Annotated in this window: 18 protein-coding genes and 1 tRNA gene; 8 read left to right on the top strand and 11 right to left on the bottom strand. The window is 67.0% G+C overall.

Annotated elements, in window-relative coordinates:
* Positions 1-73: 73 nt before the first annotated feature.
* The 9 genes from KUD94_RS13920 to KUD94_RS13880 form a co-directional block, all read right to left on the bottom strand.
* Positions 74-703: an alpha/beta hydrolase gene (locus tag KUD94_RS13920; protein ID WP_218237773.1), complete on the bottom strand. Its 630-nt coding sequence runs from the start codon at positions 701-703 to the stop codon at positions 74-76.
* Between the two features lie 35 nt (positions 704-738).
* Entirely contained in the window at positions 739-1083 is a 345-nt protein-coding gene (locus tag KUD94_RS13915) for a ferredoxin (RefSeq protein WP_218237772.1), read from the bottom strand.
* Between the two features lie 22 nt (positions 1084-1105).
* Positions 1106-1534, bottom strand: a complete 429-nt coding sequence (locus KUD94_RS13910; protein ID WP_218237771.1) for a CopD family protein — start codon at positions 1532-1534, stop codon at positions 1106-1108.
* 186 nt (positions 1535-1720) lie between these two features.
* A tRNA-Arg gene (locus KUD94_RS13905) sits at positions 1721-1797 on the bottom strand.
* Positions 1798-1837: 40 nt separating this feature from the next.
* A complete protein-coding gene (locus KUD94_RS13900; protein WP_218237770.1) occupies positions 1838-4219 on the bottom strand; it encodes a DUF1631 family protein in 2382 nt (793 codons plus the stop codon).
* A gap of 58 nt (positions 4220-4277) precedes the next feature.
* Positions 4278-5231 (bottom strand): protein translocase subunit SecF, encoded by a 954-nt coding sequence (secF, locus tag KUD94_RS13895; protein ID WP_218237769.1) that lies wholly within the window; start codon positions 5229-5231, stop codon positions 4278-4280.
* Positions 5232-5251: 20 nt separating this feature from the next.
* Complete coding sequence (gene secD, locus KUD94_RS13890; protein ID WP_218237768.1) at positions 5252-7153, bottom strand: protein translocase subunit SecD; 1902 nt, start codon at positions 7151-7153, stop codon at positions 5252-5254.
* 52 nt (positions 7154-7205) lie between these two features.
* The gene (gene yajC / locus KUD94_RS13885; protein WP_218237767.1) at positions 7206-7541 is read right to left on the bottom strand and encodes a preprotein translocase subunit YajC; all 336 of its coding nucleotides are present in this window, start codon (positions 7539-7541) and stop codon (positions 7206-7208) included.
* Positions 7542-7714: 173 nt separating this feature from the next.
* Positions 7715-8497 carry a nucleotidyltransferase family protein gene (locus KUD94_RS13880; protein WP_218237766.1) on the bottom strand — a complete coding sequence of 261 codons (783 nt, stop codon included), beginning with the start codon at positions 8495-8497 and terminating at the stop codon, positions 7715-7717.
* A gap of 59 nt (positions 8498-8556) precedes the next feature.
* Between KUD94_RS13880 and KUD94_RS13875 the strand changes: the two genes are divergently transcribed.
* The 6 genes from KUD94_RS13875 to KUD94_RS13850 all read left to right on the top strand — a co-directional run bounded on the left by KUD94_RS13875 (position 8557) and on the right by KUD94_RS13850 (position 13843).
* Positions 8557-9939, top strand: a complete 1383-nt coding sequence (locus KUD94_RS13875) for an aminopeptidase P N-terminal domain-containing protein (RefSeq protein WP_218237765.1) — start codon at positions 8557-8559, stop codon at positions 9937-9939.
* Positions 9940-10114: 175 nt separating this feature from the next.
* Positions 10115-10462 carry a cupredoxin domain-containing protein gene (locus KUD94_RS13870; protein ID WP_218237764.1) on the top strand — a complete coding sequence of 116 codons (348 nt, stop codon included), beginning with the start codon at positions 10115-10117 and terminating at the stop codon, positions 10460-10462.
* A gap of 138 nt (positions 10463-10600) precedes the next feature.
* Complete coding sequence (locus tag KUD94_RS13865; RefSeq protein ID WP_218237763.1) at positions 10601-11143, top strand: iron transporter; 543 nt, start codon at positions 10601-10603, stop codon at positions 11141-11143.
* Positions 11144-11178: 35 nt separating this feature from the next.
* Positions 11179-11553 carry a cupredoxin domain-containing protein gene (locus tag KUD94_RS13860; protein ID WP_218237762.1) on the top strand — a complete coding sequence of 125 codons (375 nt, stop codon included), beginning with the start codon at positions 11179-11181 and terminating at the stop codon, positions 11551-11553.
* An 11-nt stretch (positions 11554-11564) separates the two neighbouring features.
* Positions 11565-12413 carry an FTR1 family protein gene (locus KUD94_RS13855; protein ID WP_218237761.1) on the top strand — a complete coding sequence of 283 codons (849 nt, stop codon included), beginning with the start codon at positions 11565-11567 and terminating at the stop codon, positions 12411-12413.
* A complete protein-coding gene (locus KUD94_RS13850; protein WP_218237760.1) occupies positions 12410-13843 on the top strand; it encodes a 4Fe-4S binding protein in 1434 nt (477 codons plus the stop codon). The genes KUD94_RS13855 and KUD94_RS13850 overlap by 4 nt, the downstream gene beginning before the upstream one ends.
* Before the next feature lie 33 nt (positions 13844-13876).
* Here the strand turns inward: KUD94_RS13850 and KUD94_RS13845 are convergent, their stop codons facing one another.
* Positions 13877-14743 carry a transporter gene (locus KUD94_RS13845; RefSeq protein ID WP_218237759.1) on the bottom strand — a complete coding sequence of 289 codons (867 nt, stop codon included), beginning with the start codon at positions 14741-14743 and terminating at the stop codon, positions 13877-13879.
* 172 nt (positions 14744-14915) lie between these two features.
* Between KUD94_RS13845 and pyk the strand changes: the two genes are divergently transcribed.
* Complete coding sequence (pyk, locus tag KUD94_RS13840; protein WP_218237758.1) at positions 14916-16358, top strand: pyruvate kinase; 1443 nt, start codon at positions 14916-14918, stop codon at positions 16356-16358.
* 67 nt (positions 16359-16425) lie between these two features.
* Complete coding sequence (fba, locus tag KUD94_RS13835) at positions 16426-17490, top strand: class II fructose-bisphosphate aldolase (protein WP_218237757.1); 1065 nt, start codon at positions 16426-16428, stop codon at positions 17488-17490.
* A 76-nt stretch (positions 17491-17566) separates the two neighbouring features.
* Here fba and KUD94_RS13830 read toward each other — a convergent pair whose 3' ends face one another.
* Positions 17567-18211 carry an FmdE family protein gene (locus tag KUD94_RS13830; RefSeq protein WP_218237756.1) on the bottom strand — a complete coding sequence of 215 codons (645 nt, stop codon included), beginning with the start codon at positions 18209-18211 and terminating at the stop codon, positions 17567-17569.
* Between the last annotated feature and the right edge of the window lie 6 nt (positions 18212-18217).

The following is an 18217-nucleotide window of genomic DNA, read 5'->3' as shown; positions in this document are numbered from 1 at the left end:
GCGTGGCGTTCGCGCAGCCGGCGAGCGCCTGGGTCTGTGAAAGATAAAACGGGCCGCACCCACGATGCGGGCGTCAAAACCTGGCCTGCAGGTGCCGCCCGACGAGCTCCCTGAGCAGCGGCAATTGTCCGTGAAAGAAATGTGCACCGCCGGGTACAACCGTGACAGGCAGTAGCTGGGGCCGAGCCCAGTCGAGCACGGCGGCAAGCGGCACGACGTCGTCGTGTTCCCCATGCACCACCAGCGTGCGCATGCGCGCCGGCTCGGGAACCTGGGCGACGTCGAAGTTGCTCGCGGCCGCGCCCACCAGCACCGCATGCGTGGCGGGGCGCTGCTCCCACAGCGTGTGCAGTGCCTGGCTTGCCACGAAGGCGCCGAAGGAAAAGCCCGCCAGGGCCAGCGGCCCTTCGGCGGCCGCTTGCTGCACGACCGCAAGCATGTCCTGCAGCTCACCACGGCCTTCGTCGTAGGTACCGGCCGATTCGCCCACGCCCCGGAAATTGAAACGCACCGCGGCAAACCCCGCCATGACGAAGGCACGCGCCAGCGTCTGGACGACCTTGTTGTTCATGGTGCCGCCAAACTGCGGATGGGGATGGGCGACGACCGCCGTGCCCCGCAGCGACGCTTCATCATCGGGCGCACTGCGCACCGCTTCGATCGCTCCGGCCGGGCCTGCCAATTCAAGACGCTGGGACTGCATCGCGCATCAACCCCTGGTGTGCGTGGCGATGGCGCTCATCGGCCTACCTCATCGGGCAGTACCAGACGCTCGACGATCTGGCCATGCTTGAGATGCGCTTCGACGATCTCGTCGATATCCGCCAGGTCCACATAGGTGTACCAGATGCCCTCGGGATAGACGACGGCGACGGGGGCGCCCGCGCAGCGGTTCAAACACCCCGCCTTGTTGACCCTGACCTTGCCCTTGCCGGCAAGCCCTTCGTCCTTGACGCGGCGTTTGCAGTGCTCAAACGCCTCCTTCGCTCCATGCTGGGCGCAGCAGTAGTCGCCGTTGTCGCGCTGGTTGAGGCAAAAGAAGATATGCCGCTGGTAGTAGGGTACAGATCGGGAATCGTTCATGGACTCCATTGTAGAAAGCAGCTCAGAAAGGCTTGACCACGACCAGCACCACCGCAGCGAGCAGCAGCAGCACGGGGATCTCGTTGAACCAGCGGAACCAGCGATCGCCATGGCGGCTCGTGCCGTGCGCCAGGCGGTGCAGCTCCAGCATGCACAGCCCGTGATAGACCAGCAAGGCCAGCACCACCAGCAGCTTGGCGTGCAGCCAGCCATTGCCCGGCCCCCGGCCTATGCCGTAGCCCAGCCACAGCCACAGGCCGAGCGCGAGCGCCGGCACCGCCAGCAGGCTCATGAAGCGCATGAGCTTGCGCGCCATCAGGAGCAGACGCTGGCGCTCGGCCACGGATCCCGGTGCCACCATGGCCAGATTGACGAAGATGCGCGGCAGATAGAAGAGCCCGGCGAACCAGCTGACCACGAAAACGATATGCAAAGACTTGACCCACAGCATGCGGCGGCATCGTCCATAAAAAGGAGCCCGGCGCTCGGCCGGGCAGACAAGCCTCTGCGGCCGCACGCGGCCCGAGGCCCCGCTCAGGGAGGAAAGCGGGGGGTGGTGGCCCACCCGCAGACAATCTAGCACCGCACATCCGGCGCCGCAAGCGGCACCGCCATGTCAAGACGACACGTCTCCTGATGGCCTGCCCGGAGGGACTCGAACCCCCGACCTATTGCTTAGAAGGCAATTGCTCTGTCCAGTTGAGCTACGGGCAGGAAGGGCGCGCCGCCGGAATACGCTCGCTGTCTCGGGCTCTCAGCTCAACAGGCGTTCCGGATTGGCATTGAGTTTGGCCACCACGTTGCGCGTCGCGCGCACCGTGATGCCTTCGACATCCTGCGGCGTGAGCAGTCGCGCCTGGAGATAGGCCGCCAGCCGCCGCGCCTGAAACAGGTAATTCTGCCCGCTGGGCGCAATGAACAAATGCAACTGCTTGCGCTGGCTGTGCCAGACGTACTGCACCCGCGTGGTGCCGCCGTTGTGGTCCAGCGTGTACCAGGTACCCAGGGACAGTTCGTTGGCGCGCTTGAGCGCTTCGCTCTGAACCGGCGCATCGGTGTCGGGAATCACGTCGATGGCCGAGGCATCGATGCCAAGCAGCAGTTCGATGTTCTCGGCGTTCAGCGGAATGTCGCCCAGGCTCTCGTCGCTGATGAAGTCTTCCAGGTCCACCAGGCGTTGGGCCATCTCGTCGATGCGCTCCTGGGGGATCACCGCGGTCTTGGCGACGAAGGCTTCGGCCAGGGTGTCCGTCAATTCCTTGATCTGCGCGTCCTGCGCTTCACCTTCCATGCCAACCAGGGCCAGCCCCCGGCGCAGGCGCTCGAGTATGCCGGGCAGCATCTGTATCACCTGGTTGCGCTCGCTGCGATTGGGCTTGGCGCCTGAGGCCCAGACCAGGTCGGCCGCCACGCGCTTGTACTGCATGGTCTCCTTGTCCTGCACGCCGTACTTCACCGCCGCCATGGCCAATACCTCGGCCCAGGTGCGAAACAGGAAGTCGCGTATTTCGTCGCGCACCGGCATGTCGCGCAGCATGGTGCGCAGCTCTATCGTGAACTGGACGGTGAGCGTCTCCTTTTGCTCCATCTGCTGGGCCACGCCCACGATCTCGGAGCTCGTTTTCTGCGCCTTCACGAGCGAGTCGGCAAGGAATTTCTCGAATTCGTCGTGGACGATCTGAAACACCTTGCTGCCGGTCTCGGGATATTGCTCCACGACCTGCACCACGCGGCGGATTTCCTTCTCCAGCGCGCTGCCGTTGATGGCATTGGCGTCAAAACCCAGCACGCACGAGCCCATGCGGTCGATCAGCTTGCGCGCCGGATGGTCCACCTGGTTGAAGAATTGCGGCTCGGCCAGCGCGACCCTGAGCACCGGCACCTGCAGGCGCGCAAACCACACGCGCACCGAAGGCGGAATGCGGTCCTCGTCCAGAATGCTCTGGAACATCAGCGCGACGATTTCGATGATCGCCTTCTCGCTGGCCGTCTCGGCCTTTTCCTTGAGTTCGACCGCGCGCTGGCGCACTTCAGTCACCGCCTGGGCCACGGCGACCGGCGCGTAGGCAGAAACCAGCATGTGCGGCCCGGCGCTGCCGTAGAAGGCATTGGCCTGCACCTGCATGGAGCCGAGCGCCTGCGACAAGGCCACGGTTGCAGGGGGCGCATGCACCGGGCTGAAGCCCGTGGACGACTGGACCAGCAGGTGCTGCAACTGCACCATGACCTCCTCGGCACGCTGGCGCGTCATGTCCAGTTGCGACCAGCCGTAGGCTTGCGCCGCATCCACCGCCTGGGCGCCGCCAGGGTAGCCGGCATAGGCCGAGGGCGCCACCATGCCCGCCTGCGGCGCCAGGTGCGCGCCCGCCGAACCGAGCTGGGAGCCGCTGGCGAGCGCCCCATAGCCCGAAGTCGCGGGATGGCCTGGCGCAAAAGCCGAGCCCGCGCCGGCATACGCGCGCGTGCCGGCGGACGCAGGCCGAACCACGCGGCTGCGCAGCGCCGCCAGGTCGGGCACGCCTTGCGTGTCGTAGAACTCGGTCACCGCCTCGTAGGCCGGCACCGCCGCCTTGGTCAGAGCGGTTTCAAGCGAATCGAACACGAGGTCCAGCTCGTCGCGCGAAAGACCGGCATCAAACCACTGGTCCACCAGCGCCAGGCAGGCGACCTCGGGGCGCAGCACGTCGCCCGCCTCAAGCTCTCGGCCCTCGAGGTACTTGGTGCGCTGGCGCACCGCCTCCAGCGTGCTGTCCGCCTTGGCGGCAATCGCCCGCGCAAGCCGCGCACCGAGCAAGCGGTTTTCCACCGCGTCTTCACTCACGAGCTGCAACCCGTCGAGCGCGCCGCCGCCGAGCTCGCGCGGCGCGGCGGCTTTGCGCGGGGCACCGCCCTCGGCCTCGCGCCATGCCTTGGCGACACCGTCGGCCCACTTCTGGTGGTGGCTGCGGTAGTGCAGCCAGGTGTCGCGCCGGCGCTGCATCACCTGGTGCGTGGCGACCTCGCCGACCAGTTCGTTCAAGGCATCAAACAACGCCTTGTCCACGCCCGGCAGACTGTCGCACAGGCTCTGCACGAAGCGCCGGCGCGCTGCGCCTGCAAGATCACTGGATGGGCGGTGCATAGGTGTCGGGGCCATGGATGCCGCATATTACCCGCTGCCGATGGTCACCAGCGCGACACCTGCCGCCCGGCTCTCAGACCACTGCGCCGGCGTTCGGATCGTTCGGGTCGTTGCCTTTGTGCGTGTGCACCTTGGCCAGGTCTTCGCGCTTGACGCCGAGCCACATCGCGATCGCGGCGGCGACGAACACCGAAGAATAGATGCCGAACAGAATGCCTATGGTCAACGCCAGCGCGAAGTAGTGCAGGCTGGGTCCGCCGAAGAAGAACATCGAGAGCACCATGGCTTCGGTCGATGCGTGGGTGATCACGGTGCGGCTCATGGTGCTGGTGATGCCGTGGTCTATCACCTCGTGCGGCGTGAGCTTGCGGAACTTGCGGAAGGCCTCGCGGATACGGTCGAAGATCACCACCGACTCGTTGACCGAGTAGCCGAGCACCGCCAGCACACCCGCCAGCACCGAGAGCGAAAACTCCCACTGGAAGAAGGCAAAGAAGCCCAGGATGATCACCACGTCGTGCAGGTTGGCGATGATGCCGGCCACACCGAACTTCCATTCGAAGCGGATGGACAGGTAGATGACGATGCCCAGCACCACCATGCCCAGCGCCATCAGGCCGCCGTGCACCAGCTCGTCGCCCACCTGCGGCCCGACGAATTCGGTGCGCCGCAGCGTGACGCCGGCGTCCTGCGCCTTGAGCGCCGCCATCACGTCCTCGCTCTGCTGCGCCGAGGTCACGCCCTTTTGCACGGGCAGGCGGATCATCACGTCGCGCGAGGTGCCGAAGTTCTGCACGATCACGTCCTGGTAGCCAAGGCCGGAGATCGCTTCGCGCACCTTGCCGATGTCGGCGGTCTGCTCGTAGGCCACCTCCATCACGGTGCCGCCGGTGAACTCCACCGACAGGTGCAGCCCGCGGGTGAGCAGGAAGAACACGGCAAGAGCAAAGGTCACGAAGGAAATCACGTTGAAGACCAACGCGTACTTCATGAACGGGATGTCCTTGCGGATGCGGAAAAACTCCATGGTTTCTGGCTCCCGTCAGTTCAGTTGTTGTAGCCGCGACCGGCCACGGAGCGCAGTTCGCTGCCGTCTTCGGGCTTCCAGATCTGGCCGATGGAGATGCTCTTGAGCTTCTTCTTCTTGCCATACCAGAGATTGACCACGCCGCGCGAGAAGAACACCGCCGAGAACATGGACGTCAGGATGCCGATGCAGTGCACCACGGCAAAACCGCGCACCGGGCCCGAACCAAAGGCCAGCAGCGCCAGGCCCGCGATCAGCGTGGTCACGTTGGAGTCCAGAATCGTCGCCCAGGCGTTCTCGTAGCCCGCATGGATGGCCGACTGGGGCGCAACGCCCGCGCGCAGCTCTTCGCGGATGCGCTCGTTGATCAGCACGTTGGAGTCGATCGCCACGCCCAACGCCAGCGCCATGGCCGCGATGCCCGGCAGCGTCAGCGTGGCCTGCAGCATGGACAGCACCGCGATCAGCAGCAGCACGTTGACCGACAGCGCAATCGTGGAGAACACGCCGAACAGCAGGTAGTAGATGCACATGAAGGCGGCAATCACCGCCATGCCCCAGACCACGGAGTGAATGCCGCGCTGGATGTTGTCCGCCCCCAGGCTCGGGCCTATGGTGTATTCCTCGATGATTTCCATCGGCGCGGCGAGCGAGCCCGCGCGCAGCAGCAGCGCCGTGTCGTTGGCCTCCACCGTCGTCATGCGCCCGGAAATCTGCACCCGGCCGCCGCCGATCTCGGTGCGTATCACCGGCGCGGTGACGACCTCGCCCTTGCCCTTTTCGAACAAGACGATGGCCATGCGCTTGCCGACGTTCTCGCGCGTCACGTCCTTGAAGATGCGCGAGCCCTTGGCGTCCAGCGTCAGGTTCACCGTGGGTTCCTGCGTCTGACCGTCAAAACCGGGCTGGGCGTCGGTGAGGTTCTCGCCCGTCAGAATCACCTGCTTCTTGACGATGACGGCCTGCTGGTTGCGGTCCAGGTATTTCTCGTCGCCAAAGGGCACGGGGCCAGTGCCCATTTCCGCGGCCCGGCCTTCTGTGGATTCGTCCACCATGCGCACTTCCAGCGTGGCGGTGCGCCCGAGGATGTCCTTGGCCTTGGCGGTGTCCTGCACGCCGGGCAGCTGCACCACGATGCGATCGAGCCCCTGCTGCTGGATCACGGGCTCGGCCACGCCGAGCTCGTTGATGCGGTTGTGCAGCGTGACGATGTTCTGCTTGAGCGCCTGCTCCTGCACCTTGCGCAGCGACTCGGGCTTGATCGTGGCCGTGAGCAGCTGCGCCTCGGCGTCGGGCGCGACCGCCACCTGCAGATCGGGGAACTGGTCGCTGATCAGATTGCGCGCCGCAGCCACCGCCGCGTCGTCGCGCAGGCGCAGGCGAATGCTCTGGCCTTCGCGCGAGATGCCGCCATGGCGAATGCCCTTCTCGCGCAGCGCAGTGCGCAGGTCGCCCGCATAGGACTCGGCCTTCTTGGTCAGCGCCGCCTGCATGTCCACCTGCAGCATGAAGTGCACGCCGCCGCGCAGGTCCAGGCCCAGGTACATCGGCCGGGCGTTGATGGCGGTGAGCCAGTCGGGCGAGCGCGACACCAGGTTCAGCGCCACGATGTAGGGCGGGTCGGAGGCGTCGGGAATCAGCGCCTTCTCGATCGCGTCCTTGGCCTTGAGCTGGTCGTCGGGCGTGTCAAAGCGCGCGCGCACCGAGCTGCCCTCGAGCACCACCGAGTCGGACTTCAGGCCTGCCGCCTCGATGGTCCGCTGCACGCGCTCGAGCACGGCGGCGTCGATCTTGATCGTCGCCTTGGCCGAAGAGACCTGCACGGCCGGGGCCTCGCCGTAGAAATTGGGCAGCGTGTACAACGCCGCGACGAGCAGCGCGACCGCGATGATCACGTACTTCCAGGCCGGGTATCGGTTCATTTCATGCTCTCTGGACGTGGCCGGGCCACGCCGTGGCCGCGCGGGGCGCGGTTTACTTGATCGTGCCCTTGGGCAGGACTTGCGACACGGCGCTGCGCTGCACCTGCACTTCCACGCCCGGTGCTATCTCGACATGCAGCGTCGACTCGTTCAGGCGCGTGACCTTGCCCAGCACGCCGCCCGCCGTGGCCACTTCGTCGCCCTTGGCCAGCGCTTCGATCATGGCGCGATGCTCTTTCTGGCGCTTCATCTGCGGGCGGATCATGATGAAGTAGAGCACGACGAACATCAGCACCAGAGGCAGCATGCCTCCGAGCGAGCTCATCAGGTCACCGCCGCCAGCGGCAGCGGCCGGCGCGGTCTGGGCATATGCGGAAGAAATCAACACGGTTTACTCCAGGAGGGGGTCGTATGGGCCGGCCAGGCCCGTGGCAGAGGGTGCGGGCGGCGGCGAACCGGCAATTGTATTCGTCGCCCGCCCGCGCGCCCGGCGCGCCCCGCGCATGCCGGCCCCGGGGCGCTGGTGCAAGCCGGGGAGCATGCACCGCCCGCCACGCTCATTCAGGGCGGCGGCGCAAGCGGCTGGCCGTTGAGCTGCGCCAGGCGCGCCGGCGTGCCCACATCCACCCAGAGGCCGCGATAGAGCTCCGCGCTGACCCGCCCCGCCGCCATGGCAGCGCGCAGCAGCGGCGCCAGCGGCGCCGCCAGGCCCTCGGGATTGCCCACGGGCAGATCGCACCAGGGCGGCGTGAACAGCTCGGCGCGCAGCAAGGCGATGGTGCTGTAGGTATGGCGCGGGCCGGTGTGTCCCGCCGGCAGGTCGAGCGCGAGGCCGTCTGCCGAGAGACCGAAATCACCCTCTCGGTGATGCTCCGGGTTGGGCACCAGCCACAGGTGCGCGAGCGCGCTGCTGCGCATGAAGCGCTCGAGCGCCTGCGCCGGATAGTCGAAATCGGGCGCAAAGACGTCGCCCGCAGCCAGCCAGAAGATCTCGGACAGGCGCGGCAGAGCCCGGGCGATGCCGCCTGCGGTCTCCAGCGCGCGGCCAAAGTCCCGCCCTTCGTCGGAATATGAAATTGATAGCTGCTCGCGCTTGTCCAGTATGGACAAAACTGAAAAAACACCACCAAACGCCCAGGCAAGCGCATCGCCCTGCCAGGCGGTGTTGATCACGGCCTCGCGCACGCCGGCGCTGGCCAGCGCCTGCAAATGCCAGTGCAGCAGCGGGCGGCCACGCACCTGCAGCAAGGGCTTGGGGCAGGTGTCGGTCAAGGGCCGCATGCGCTCGCCGCGGCCGGCGGCAAGCAGCATCGCGGGAACCTGAAACGGCGGGGCGGCGCTCATGGCGCGGGCAGTGTAAGGCCCGCGCCCGGGGCCCCGTGGGCGCAGTACGATGCGGCCCCATGACCTCCATCTACGCACAGCGCCGGGCCCGCCTGGCTGCCCAACTCGGCGAAGACGCGATCGCGCTCATCCCCACGGCGGCGCCGGCGCTGCGCAACCGCGACAGCGACTATCCCTACCGGCACGACAGCTACTTCTACTACCTGACCGGCTTCACCGAGCCCGATGCCTGGCTGCTACTGGATGGCAAGGGCCACAGCAGCCTGTTTTGCCAGCCCAAGGACGTGGAGCGCGAGATCTGGGACGGCTTGCGCCTCGGGCCGCAGGCGGCGGTGCAAAGCCTGGGCGTGGACGAGGCCTTCTCCAGCACGGAACTGGAGCAGCGCATCCCCGCCCTGCTGGAAAACCGCCGCACCGTATGGTGGCCGTTTGCACTGCACCGCGGTCTGGCGGCACGGCTCGAAGCCTGGCTCGGCCAGGTGCGCTCCCGTGCGCGCACCGGCGTGCTCTGCCCCGCGCACCAGAGCGACGTCTGCGCGCTGCTCGATGAAATGCGCCTGATCAAGGACCGCGGCGAGCAAGAAACCATTCGCCGCGCCGCGCAGATCAGCGCCCTGGGCCATGTCCGTGCCATGCGACGCAGTGCACGCATGCTGCGCCAGGGCGAGGACGTGCGCGAATACCACCTCGAAGCCGAGCTGCTGCATGCCTTTCGCGAGTGCGGCTCGCAAGCCCCGGCCTACAACTCCATCGTCGCCGCCGGCGCCAACGCCTGCGTGCTGCACTACCGCGCCGGCGACGCCCCGGTGCGCGACGGCGAGCTGGTCCTGATCGACGCCGCCTGCGAGCTCGACGGCTACGCCAGCGACATCACCCGCACCTTCCCGGCCAACGGGCGCTTCACCGGGCCGCAGCGCGCGCTCTACGACCTGGTGCTGGCCAGCCAGCAGGCTGCGGTTGCCGCCACGCGCCCGGGGGCGCGCTTTGACGAGCCGCACCACGCGGCGCTCGCCGTGCTGGCGCAAGGCATGCTGGACCTGCGGCTGCTCGATGCCGACAGCGTGGGCAACGCGCAGGACGTGATCGCCAGCCGCGCCTATTTCCCCTTCTACATGCACCGCACCAGCCACTGGATGGGCATGGACGTGCACGACTGCGGCAGCTACAGCGAGCCCGGCGAGGCCGACCAGGTGCACGAGGAAACGGACGCGCTCAGCGGCCAGACGGTGCTGCGCCGGCCCAGCCGCATCCTGCGCCCCGGCATGGTGCTGACGATTGAACCCGGCATCTATGTGCGCCCGGACAGCGGCGCGCCAGCGGCCTTTCACGGCATGGGCATACGCATCGAAGACGACGCTATCGTGACCGACGAGGGCTGCGAGCTGGTGAGCCGCAGCGTGCCGGTCGAGCCCGACGCCATCGAAGCGCTGATGAAAGACTAAGGCGACGCCCGAAGCCCCTGACCATCGCCCGCAGCGGGCGGTGTCTGCGCCGCCGCACAGCGCCGCAGACGAAGTCCACGGGAATTTTTTCGCCGTAATGCGAATCGATGGCATTGTCATTTTTGATTCACAATCGGCGTTCCAGACATTACCAGGAACGCAGAAGGCCTTTTTCATGCTGCATCGACGCTCTTTCAATACCAGACTGCTGCAAGGCCTGGCCGCGGCGCTGGTCGCCCGAGCCGCGGCGGCCGAGGATCTGCCCGTGGCGCGCGTCGAGTTCAATGACGGCGAGGTGAACACCCGCCTCATCGAGCTGCCCGCCGGCAAGCGCTTCATGCTGGAGATGGTGAACAACGGCAAGACCCCGGCCGAGTTCGAGGCGCGCTCGCTCGGCGTGGAGATCGTCCTTCCGCCGGGCGCCACGCGCACGCGCAAGATGCCGCCCAAGCTCGCGGGCAAATACCCCTTCTTCGACGATTTCCACATGGAGACGACGCAGGGCCACATCCTTGTCAAGTAAGCCGCCTCGATCGCCGAGGCGCTCACGCGCGTCGCCCGGTGCGCGGCAATGCACCGAGCACCGGTTTTCTCCGAGATCACCGCCGGGTTTTACAATATCGAGTGCGACTCATTCTCATTTACACACACCGAAAGGCGGATGATGAAACGGATCTGGTCCTGGATAGGCACGATGGCCTTGTTGGCGGGCGCCCCGGCCCTGGCGGCGGAAGTCCCGATCGGCTCGCCCCACGTGGAAGGCGGCATGGAGGTGGCGGCGGTCTATCTGCAACCCATCGAGATGGAGCCCGCAGGCATGATGCGCGAGGCCAAGTCCTCGGACATTCACCTGGAGGCCGACATCCACGCCGTCAAGGACAACCCCAACGGCTTCGGCGAGGGGGTCTGGATGCCCAACCTGGTGGTGCACTACCAGATCGCCAAAAAAGGCGACGCCAAAACGCTGCAGGGCGAACTGATGCCCATGGTCGCCAGCGACGGCCCGCACTACGGCGACAACATCAAGCTGATGGGGCCGGGCAAATACACGCTGGTGCTGCGCATCGAGCCGCCCAGCGCAGCCAAGGGCAGCCATTTCGGTCGCCACGTGGACAAGGAAACCGGCGTCGCGCCCTGGTTCAAGCCGTTTGAGGCGCGCTACGAATTCACCTACGCCGGCACCGGCAAAAAGGGCGGGTACTGATCCACCGGTACGCCGCCCGCACACCCCAAACCCTCATGACCACGCATCCCTGCCCGTATCCGCGCCACACAGGCGCTGCCGCCTTCTTCGGCGCCGCGCTGCTGGCGTTGCAGCTTGCGGGCATCGCACCGGCGCAAGCCGATGAAATGCCCACCGTGCGCATCGAACTCAACGACGGACAAATCAACGTGCGCCGCGTCGAACTGCCCGCGCGCCAGCGCTTTCGCGTGGAGGTCGTGAACCAGGGCAAGACACCGGCGGAATTTGAAAGCCTGCCGCTGGGGCTGGAGCTGGTGGTGGCACCCGGCGGCACGCGCACGCGAGCGCTACCCGGCAAATCGCCCGGCACCTATCCCTTCTACGACGAATTCCACATGGAAACGACACGCGGCGAGTTCGTCATCAAGTAAGCAGGCTGGACATGGAACAGGTCATCTTCGTGATGTGGCGCGAGAGCGTCGAGGCGCTGCTCGTCGTCGGCATCCTGCACAACTGGCTGTCGCGCACGCCGGGGGCCGAATCGGGGCGGCGCTGGCTGTGGTTCGGCGTTGCGGCCGGTCTGCTGCTGGCGGCGCTGCTGGGGCTGGGCATCTACAGCGCGCAAGAGCTTCTGATCAACTGGCAAGACCAGTTCCAGACCGTGATGGTGCTGGTGGCGGCAGCGCTGATCGTGCAGATGGTGTTGTGGATGCGCGTGCACGGGCGCACGCTCAAGCGCGAGCTGGAGCAAGGCCTCTCCAGCAAGCTGGAGCAGCGCAACTGGTGGGGCGTGGCGGTGCTGGCGGCACTGGCCATCGCGCGCGAGGGCAGCGAGGCGGTGGTCTTCTTGTATGGCACGCTGGCCGCCGCCCCCGCCAGCGACCTGCCCTGGATGGCCTTCGCCGCCATCGGCGGGCTCGCGGCGGCGCTGGCAACGTTCTGGCTGCTGCAACTGGGCGGCAAGGTGCTGACCTGGCCGCGCTTTTTCCGCATCACCGAGATCCTGCTGCTGCTGCTGGCGGCCTCGCTGGTGGTCACCGGCGCCGAGAAGATGCAGGCGCTGGAATGGCTGCCCCCCTTGGCCGATGGCGTCTGGAACACCTCCTGGCTGCTGCCGGACATGGGCCGCTGGGGCGGCCTCGTGGCGGGCATTACGGGTTACCGCGCCCAGCCCTCTCTGATGACGGTGCTGGTCTACGCGGGCTACTGGCTGCTCATGGCCACGCTCCTGCGCCGCAGCCGCGCCAAAACCACCACCGCCGCACGTCCCGGCATGAGGCGCGCGGCATGACCTCCCTGGCCCAGGCCTCCTGGATTCAGGGGCGCTGGCAAAAGGGCATGGCCGCAGCCGGTGAATGGCTGCGCACCCACGGGGCGCTGGTGCGCCGCCTGCAATGGGCGGTGGTGCTGACCTACGCCGTGCTGCTCATCGTGCCGGCGATGCTGCCGCTGCCCGACAACGCCTCGCGCGTCTGGAACAACTTCACCATCGTCGCGGAATTCGCCTTCTGGGGCATCTGGTGGCCTTTCGTGCTGCTGAGCATGATTCTTTTCGGGCGCCTGTGGTGCGGCGTGCTCTGCCCCGAAGGCACGCTCACCGAATGGGCCTCCAAGCACGGGCGCGGGCTGGGCGTGCCACGCTGGATGCGCTGGGGCGGCTGGCCCTTCACCGCCTTCGTGCTGACCACGGTCTATGGCCAGATGGTCAGCGTCTATCAGTACCCGCACGCGGCGCTGGTGGTGCTGGGCGGCAGCACGGCGGCGGCGATGGTGGTCGGTTATTTCTACACCCGGGGCAAACGCGCCTGGTGCCGCTATCTGTGCCCGGTCAACGGCGTCTTCGGGCTCTTGTCCAAGCTCGCGCCCATGCACTACAAGGTGAGCGAGGAAGCCTGGCGGCACTCGATGGCGCACGCGGGCCAGCCCATCAGCATCACCAAGCGCAAGCCACGGGCGGTGGATTGCGCGCCCATGCTCGATCTGCGCCACATGCAAGGCGGCAGCAACTGCCACATGTGCGGGCGCTGCAGCGGCCACCACGACGCGATGGCGCTGCAATGGCGCTCGCCCGCCCAGGAAATCGTCGAGGTCGCCGCCTCCGAAGCCACGCACTGGCAAACCTGGCTCATCGTCTTCGGTCTGCAGGGCGTGGCCATCGGCGCCTTTCACTGGAGCGCCAGCCCTTGGTTCGTCACCATCCGGCAATGGCTCGCGACCTGGCTGATCGACCACGACATCTACTGGCCGCTGGCGGACAACGCGCCGTGGTGGCTCCTGACCAACTACCCCGAGCGTAACGACGTGCTCACCTGGCTCGATGGCGCCCTGCTGCTGACCTACATCGGCGCAACGGCGCTGGTGTGGGGCGGCATCACGCTCGCCTTGCTGGCTGCCGCCACGCGCACGGCGGGCAAGTGGCGCACACAGCGCCTGCACCATCTGGCGCAGGCCATGATTCCGCTGGCGGGCATAGGCGTTTTTCTCGGCCTGAGCACGATCACCGTGACGCTGCTCAAGGGCGAAGGCATCTTCCTGCCCTGGGCAAACCACGCACGCCTGGCGCTGCTGTGTGCCGCCAATGTCTGGTCGCTGTGGCTTGCCTGGCGCATTCTGCGCCAATGGGGCTTGGGCCGCCTGCGTGCGCTGTCCGGCTGCTCCCTCGTGCTGCTGGCCTGCCTGTGGGTGGACAGCGCCTGGGGCTGGCTGTTCTGGTGGTGGTAGGCCGCCGCCGCGCGGCCCTGCCGCCCACGTCGGCTACCAGCGTACCGTCACCCCGGCGCCCAGGGTATGCACCACGGGGCCACCGCCCAGGCTGCGGCGCCAGCCCAAATCCAGATCGACGTCCTTGCCGGCGTGGAAGATGGCGCCGATCAAGCCGTATTTGTCATGGCCGACACCCTGATCCGCACTGCGCGAGATGCCCACGTCCAGCGCCAGCGACCACTGCGCTGAAGCCGCGTAGAGCACGGCCGAAGACAGCGCCCACAGATGGCGCCGGTCGCCCACGCGGTTGTTGTTCCATGTGTAGCCCGCATTCGCCAGCCAGGTCCAGTCCCCGCGCTCCAGGGTCGATATCAGCGCGACACTCGCCGACGCGCGGCCATTGCCCAGACCCTTGGACGCACTGCCCGAGGGCAGGACGAGCGCCGGCCGCAGGCCCAGGCTCCAGCCTTCGTCATTTTCGAAAAATCGCCACTTGGCCTGCACGGTGGTGTCCCCCAGCCCGCGCACGCGCGCTTCTCCCGGCTCGCTGACCTGCAACCACGGCGCGCTCACGGCGACGTCCAGGGCATCGGACACGCCATGGGTCAGCGTGGTCCCCACCGCTTTCTGCCACGCGCTCTGGCCATCGGCCCGGGCGCGCGTGTGATCGGTATTGAGTTCAAGCTGCCAGCGCCCCGCCCCCTGCGTCCCGGTATCGTCGGTGAGCAAGGGATGTGCCGCCTGGGCAGCGAGCGACGCGGCGAGCAGCGAAACCGCCAGCACACCCGCACGAAAACGAATCAAATCCGCACGCACCATGGTTCTGTTCGAGGGCCTGCACCAGACGCGCGCGATCCGCCAACCCGGTCGGCGCTTGCAGCCCCCAACCCCGCGCGTCACCATGATCACGTCAATCACGGCATGGGTATTTGAACGCAAACGATAATCATTGTCATTTGATGTTTTGCCGAGTGGACTCTCGCGTGGCGCAGGCACAACGCTCGCGCTCCCCGCTTGGCCTGCGTAGGGGGCACCGACAAACATGGGCACAATGGATCGCACCACGGATTCACGCCCGAAAACACCCGCCATGTCCACGCACATTCGCCGCGCCACCAAGATCGTGGCCACCCTCGGTCCCGCCTCGGGAACCCTCGCCTTGCTGGAAAAAATGATAGCAACCGGCGTCAACGTGGTGCGCCTGAACTTCAGCCACGGCCAGGCGAGCGAGCACCAGGAGCGCGCGGCCATGGTGCGTGAAGCCTCGACCCGTGCCGGGCGCGAGGTGGCCATCATGGCCGACCTGCAAGGCCCGAAGATCCGCGTCGGCACCTTCGAGCAAGGCAAGGTGCTGCTGCGCGAGGGACAGGATTTCACGCTCGACGCGGCGCGCCAGGCGCCGGGCGACGCCGCAGCCGTGGGGCTGGACTACAAGGAATTGCCGCACGACGTGCGCCGCGGTGACGTGTTGCTGCTCAACGACGGGCTGATCGTGCTGCGGGTCGAAGGCATCGAGGGCGATGCGGTGCACACCAGCGTGGTCATAGGCGGCGAGCTTTCGGACCACAAGGGCATCAACCGCCAGGGCGGCGGCCTGAGCGCGCCGGCCCTGACCGCCAAGGACATGGAAGACATCCGCACGGCGATGTCCTTCCAGGCGGACTACGTGGCGGTAAGTTTTCCGAAGAACGCTACCGACATGGAGATGGCGCGCCAGTTGTGCAACGTGGCCGGCGCCCAGTGGCGCCACAAGCCCGGCATGATCGCCAAGATCGAGCGCGCCGAGGCCGTGCCGCGCCTGCAGGAAATACTGCAGGCTTCCGACGGCATCATGGTGGCGCGCGGCGATCTGGCGGTGGAAGTGGGCAATGCGGCGGTGCCCGCGCTGCAAAAAAAGATGATCCGCGCGGCGCGCAGCATGGACAAGGTGGTGATCACTGCCACGCAGATGATGGAGAGCATGATCACCAACCCGGTGCCCACGCGCGCCGAGGTGAGCGACGTGGCCAACGCGGTGCTCGACGGCACCGACGCGGTGATGCTCAGTGCCGAAACCGCTGCGGGCAAGTACCCGCTGGAGACGGTCGAGCAAGTGGCGCGCATCTGCGCCGCCGCCGAGGCCGCCGAAGAGGTGCAGCGCGACGCCGACTTTGGCGGCCACACGCTGGGCCGCGTGGACCAGTCGATCGCCATGGGCGCGCTGTTCACGGCGCAACACCTCGGCGTCAAGGCCATCGTGGCGATGACCGACAGCGGCTCCACCGCGCTATGGATGAGCCGCAAACGCGTGCACATCCCGATCTACGCGCTCACGCCCAAGATAGGCACGCAGCGGCGCATGGCCATCTACCGCAACGTGCGCCCGCTGCTGATGGACACCAGCGCCGACCGCGACACCGCGCTGGCCCAGGCCGAGGTGCAGCTCAAGGAGCGCAACATCGTGCGCTCGGGCGACCTGTACGCCATCACCTGCGGCGAGCCTATGGGAGAGCCCGGCGGCACCAACATGCTCAAGATCTGCAAGGTGCGCTGATCAGGGAGCGTGTGCAAGAATCAGGCGATACCCCTGCAGCTTTTTTACTTACGGACGGAGCCCCCACATGCCTCTAGTTTCGATGCGCGAACTTTTGGACCATGCCGCGGAAAACGGCTATGGCATTCCCGCTTTCAATGTCAACAACCTGGAGCAGGTGCAGGCCGTGATGTCCGCCGCCGACGAAGTGGGCGCGCCGGTCATCCTGCAGGCGAGCGCCGGCGCGCGCAAGTATGCGGGCGAGCCCTTCATCAAGCACCTGATCACCGCCGCCTGCGAAGCCTGGCCGCACATTCCCATGGTGATGCACCAGGACCACGGCACCAGCCCCAAGGTCTGCGAGGGCGCGATTGCGCTGGGCTTTGGTTCGGTGATGATGGACGGCTCGCTGCTGGAAGACGGCAAGACGCCGTCGGACTTCGACTACAACGTGCGCGTGACCCGGGAAGTGGTCGCGATGGCGCACAAGGTGGGCGTGACCGTGGAAGGCGAGCTCGGCTGCCTCGGGTCGCTGGAAACCGGTGAGGCCGGCGAGGAAGACGGCATAGGCGCGGCCGGCAAACTCAGCCACGACCAGTTGCTCACCGACCCCGAGGAGGCGGCGCAGTTCGTCAAGGCCACGCTGCTCGATGCGCTGGCGATCGCCATCGGCACCAGCCACGGCGCCTACAAGTTCACCCGCCCGCCCACAGGCGACGTGCTGTCGATCGCGCGCGTCAAGGAAATCCACGCCCGCCTGCCCAACACCCACCTGGTGATGCACGGCAGCTCCAGCGTGCCGCAGGAGCTGCTGGCCATCATCAATGCGCATGGCGGCAAGATGAAGCAGACCTGGGGCGTGCCGGTCAAGGAGATCCAGGAAGCGATCAAGCACGGCGTGCGCAAGATCAACATCGACACCGACATCCGCATGGCCATGACCGGCGCGGTGCGCAAGTTCCAGGTGGAAAACCCGGAAAAGTTCGACATGCGCGAGTGGATGAAACCCGCGCGCGAGGCCGCCAAGGCGGTGTGCAAGGCGCGCTACCTCGAGTTCGGCTGCGAAGGCCAGGGCAGCAAGATCAAGGGCCTGAGCCTGGCTGAGATGGCGATGCGCTATGCCTCAGGCACGCTCGCGCAGGTAGTGCAGTAGGCTTCTGCTGCACCGCGCGCGGCGCCCGGTCCTTGCGGCCGGGCGCTTTTTTTTCGGCCGCGCCGCACGGCAGTTCTCAGGCGCGCGGCTGCCAGTCGCTCACATGGATCATTTGCGGATCGCTCGCGTGCTCGGTCAGCATCTTGCGCACCCTGCCCTGCCAGAGCTCGCCAAAGCGCGCCAGGTCGGCGTCGCTCGCGTAGCCGCCCACGGCCCTGGGCATGACTTCGCGCATCTCGTCCGTCCAGGGCACGACGGCGGCGTTGAGCGACACCTGCACCGCGCGGCCGGTGTCCATGCGGCGCAGAGCGAACACGCCTTGCACCGGCTGGTCGAACTTGAGCAGATCGGCGCGCGAAAACTGCCCGCCTATGCCGTGAAAACCGGTCTCGGGCGCGGCGCCGGTGAGCAGTTGCACCACGGATGCGATCACGCCGTTGGCGCCGCTGTCGCGCGAGTCGCTCATGAAGACCTCGATCTCGCCGCGCACCGGCACTTCGTCGCCATAGAGCGCGCGCAGGCCGTTCAAGACCATCAGCCAGGTGCCCGCCACCGTGGGGCAGGAATGGCCGGCCAGGCGCACCGCGTCGGCGTACTCGTAGGTCATGGTGCCGCCATGCACGGCGGCACCGAGAAATTGGGCCAGCTTGTCGCGCACGGTGATGCGGGGCACGTCGGCAAAGAAGGGCGGAAAGTCCTGGTCACGTGAAGAAACGCCCACGTCAAG

It is taken from the genome of Comamonas sp. NLF-1-9, assembly GCF_019195435.1.
In the GTDB taxonomy this organism is placed as follows: Bacteria; Pseudomonadota; Gammaproteobacteria; order Burkholderiales; family Burkholderiaceae_C; genus Comamonas_C.
This window is presented reverse-complemented; position numbering and strand designations above follow the sequence as displayed.

Excerpts from the sequence above, each read along its gene's own strand:
- KUD94_RS13920 (WP_218237773.1), bottom strand. The coding sequence starts at position 703 with ATGCAGTCCCAGCGTCTTGAATTGGCAGGCCCGGCCGGAGCGATCGAA.
- KUD94_RS13915 (WP_218237772.1), bottom strand. The coding sequence starts at position 1,083 with ATGAACGATTCCCGATCTGTACCCTACTACCAGCGGCATATCTTCTTT.
- KUD94_RS13910 (WP_218237771.1), bottom strand. The coding sequence starts at position 1,534 with ATGCTGTGGGTCAAGTCTTTGCATATCGTTTTCGTGGTCAGCTGGTTC.
- KUD94_RS13900 (WP_218237770.1), bottom strand. The coding sequence starts at position 4,219 with ATGGCCCCGACACCTATGCACCGCCCATCCAGTGATCTTGCAGGCGCA.
- secF (WP_218237769.1), bottom strand. The coding sequence starts at position 5,231 with ATGGAGTTTTTCCGCATCCGCAAGGACATCCCGTTCATGAAGTACGCG.
- secD (WP_218237768.1), bottom strand. The coding sequence starts at position 7,153 with ATGAACCGATACCCGGCCTGGAAGTACGTGATCATCGCGGTCGCGCTG.
- KUD94_RS13880 (WP_218237766.1), bottom strand. The coding sequence starts at position 8,497 with ATGAGCGCCGCCCCGCCGTTTCAGGTTCCCGCGATGCTGCTTGCCGCC.
- KUD94_RS13875 (WP_218237765.1), top strand. The coding sequence starts at position 8,557 with ATGACCTCCATCTACGCACAGCGCCGGGCCCGCCTGGCTGCCCAACTC.
- KUD94_RS13870 (WP_218237764.1), top strand. The coding sequence starts at position 10,115 with ATGCTGCATCGACGCTCTTTCAATACCAGACTGCTGCAAGGCCTGGCC.
- KUD94_RS13865 (WP_218237763.1), top strand. The coding sequence starts at position 10,601 with ATGATGAAACGGATCTGGTCCTGGATAGGCACGATGGCCTTGTTGGCG.
- KUD94_RS13860 (WP_218237762.1), top strand. The coding sequence starts at position 11,179 with ATGACCACGCATCCCTGCCCGTATCCGCGCCACACAGGCGCTGCCGCC.
- KUD94_RS13855 (WP_218237761.1), top strand. The coding sequence starts at position 11,565 with ATGGAACAGGTCATCTTCGTGATGTGGCGCGAGAGCGTCGAGGCGCTG.
- KUD94_RS13850 (WP_218237760.1), top strand. The coding sequence starts at position 12,410 with ATGACCTCCCTGGCCCAGGCCTCCTGGATTCAGGGGCGCTGGCAAAAG.
- pyk (WP_218237758.1), top strand. The coding sequence starts at position 14,916 with ATGTCCACGCACATTCGCCGCGCCACCAAGATCGTGGCCACCCTCGGT.
- fba (WP_218237757.1), top strand. The coding sequence starts at position 16,426 with ATGCCTCTAGTTTCGATGCGCGAACTTTTGGACCATGCCGCGGAAAAC.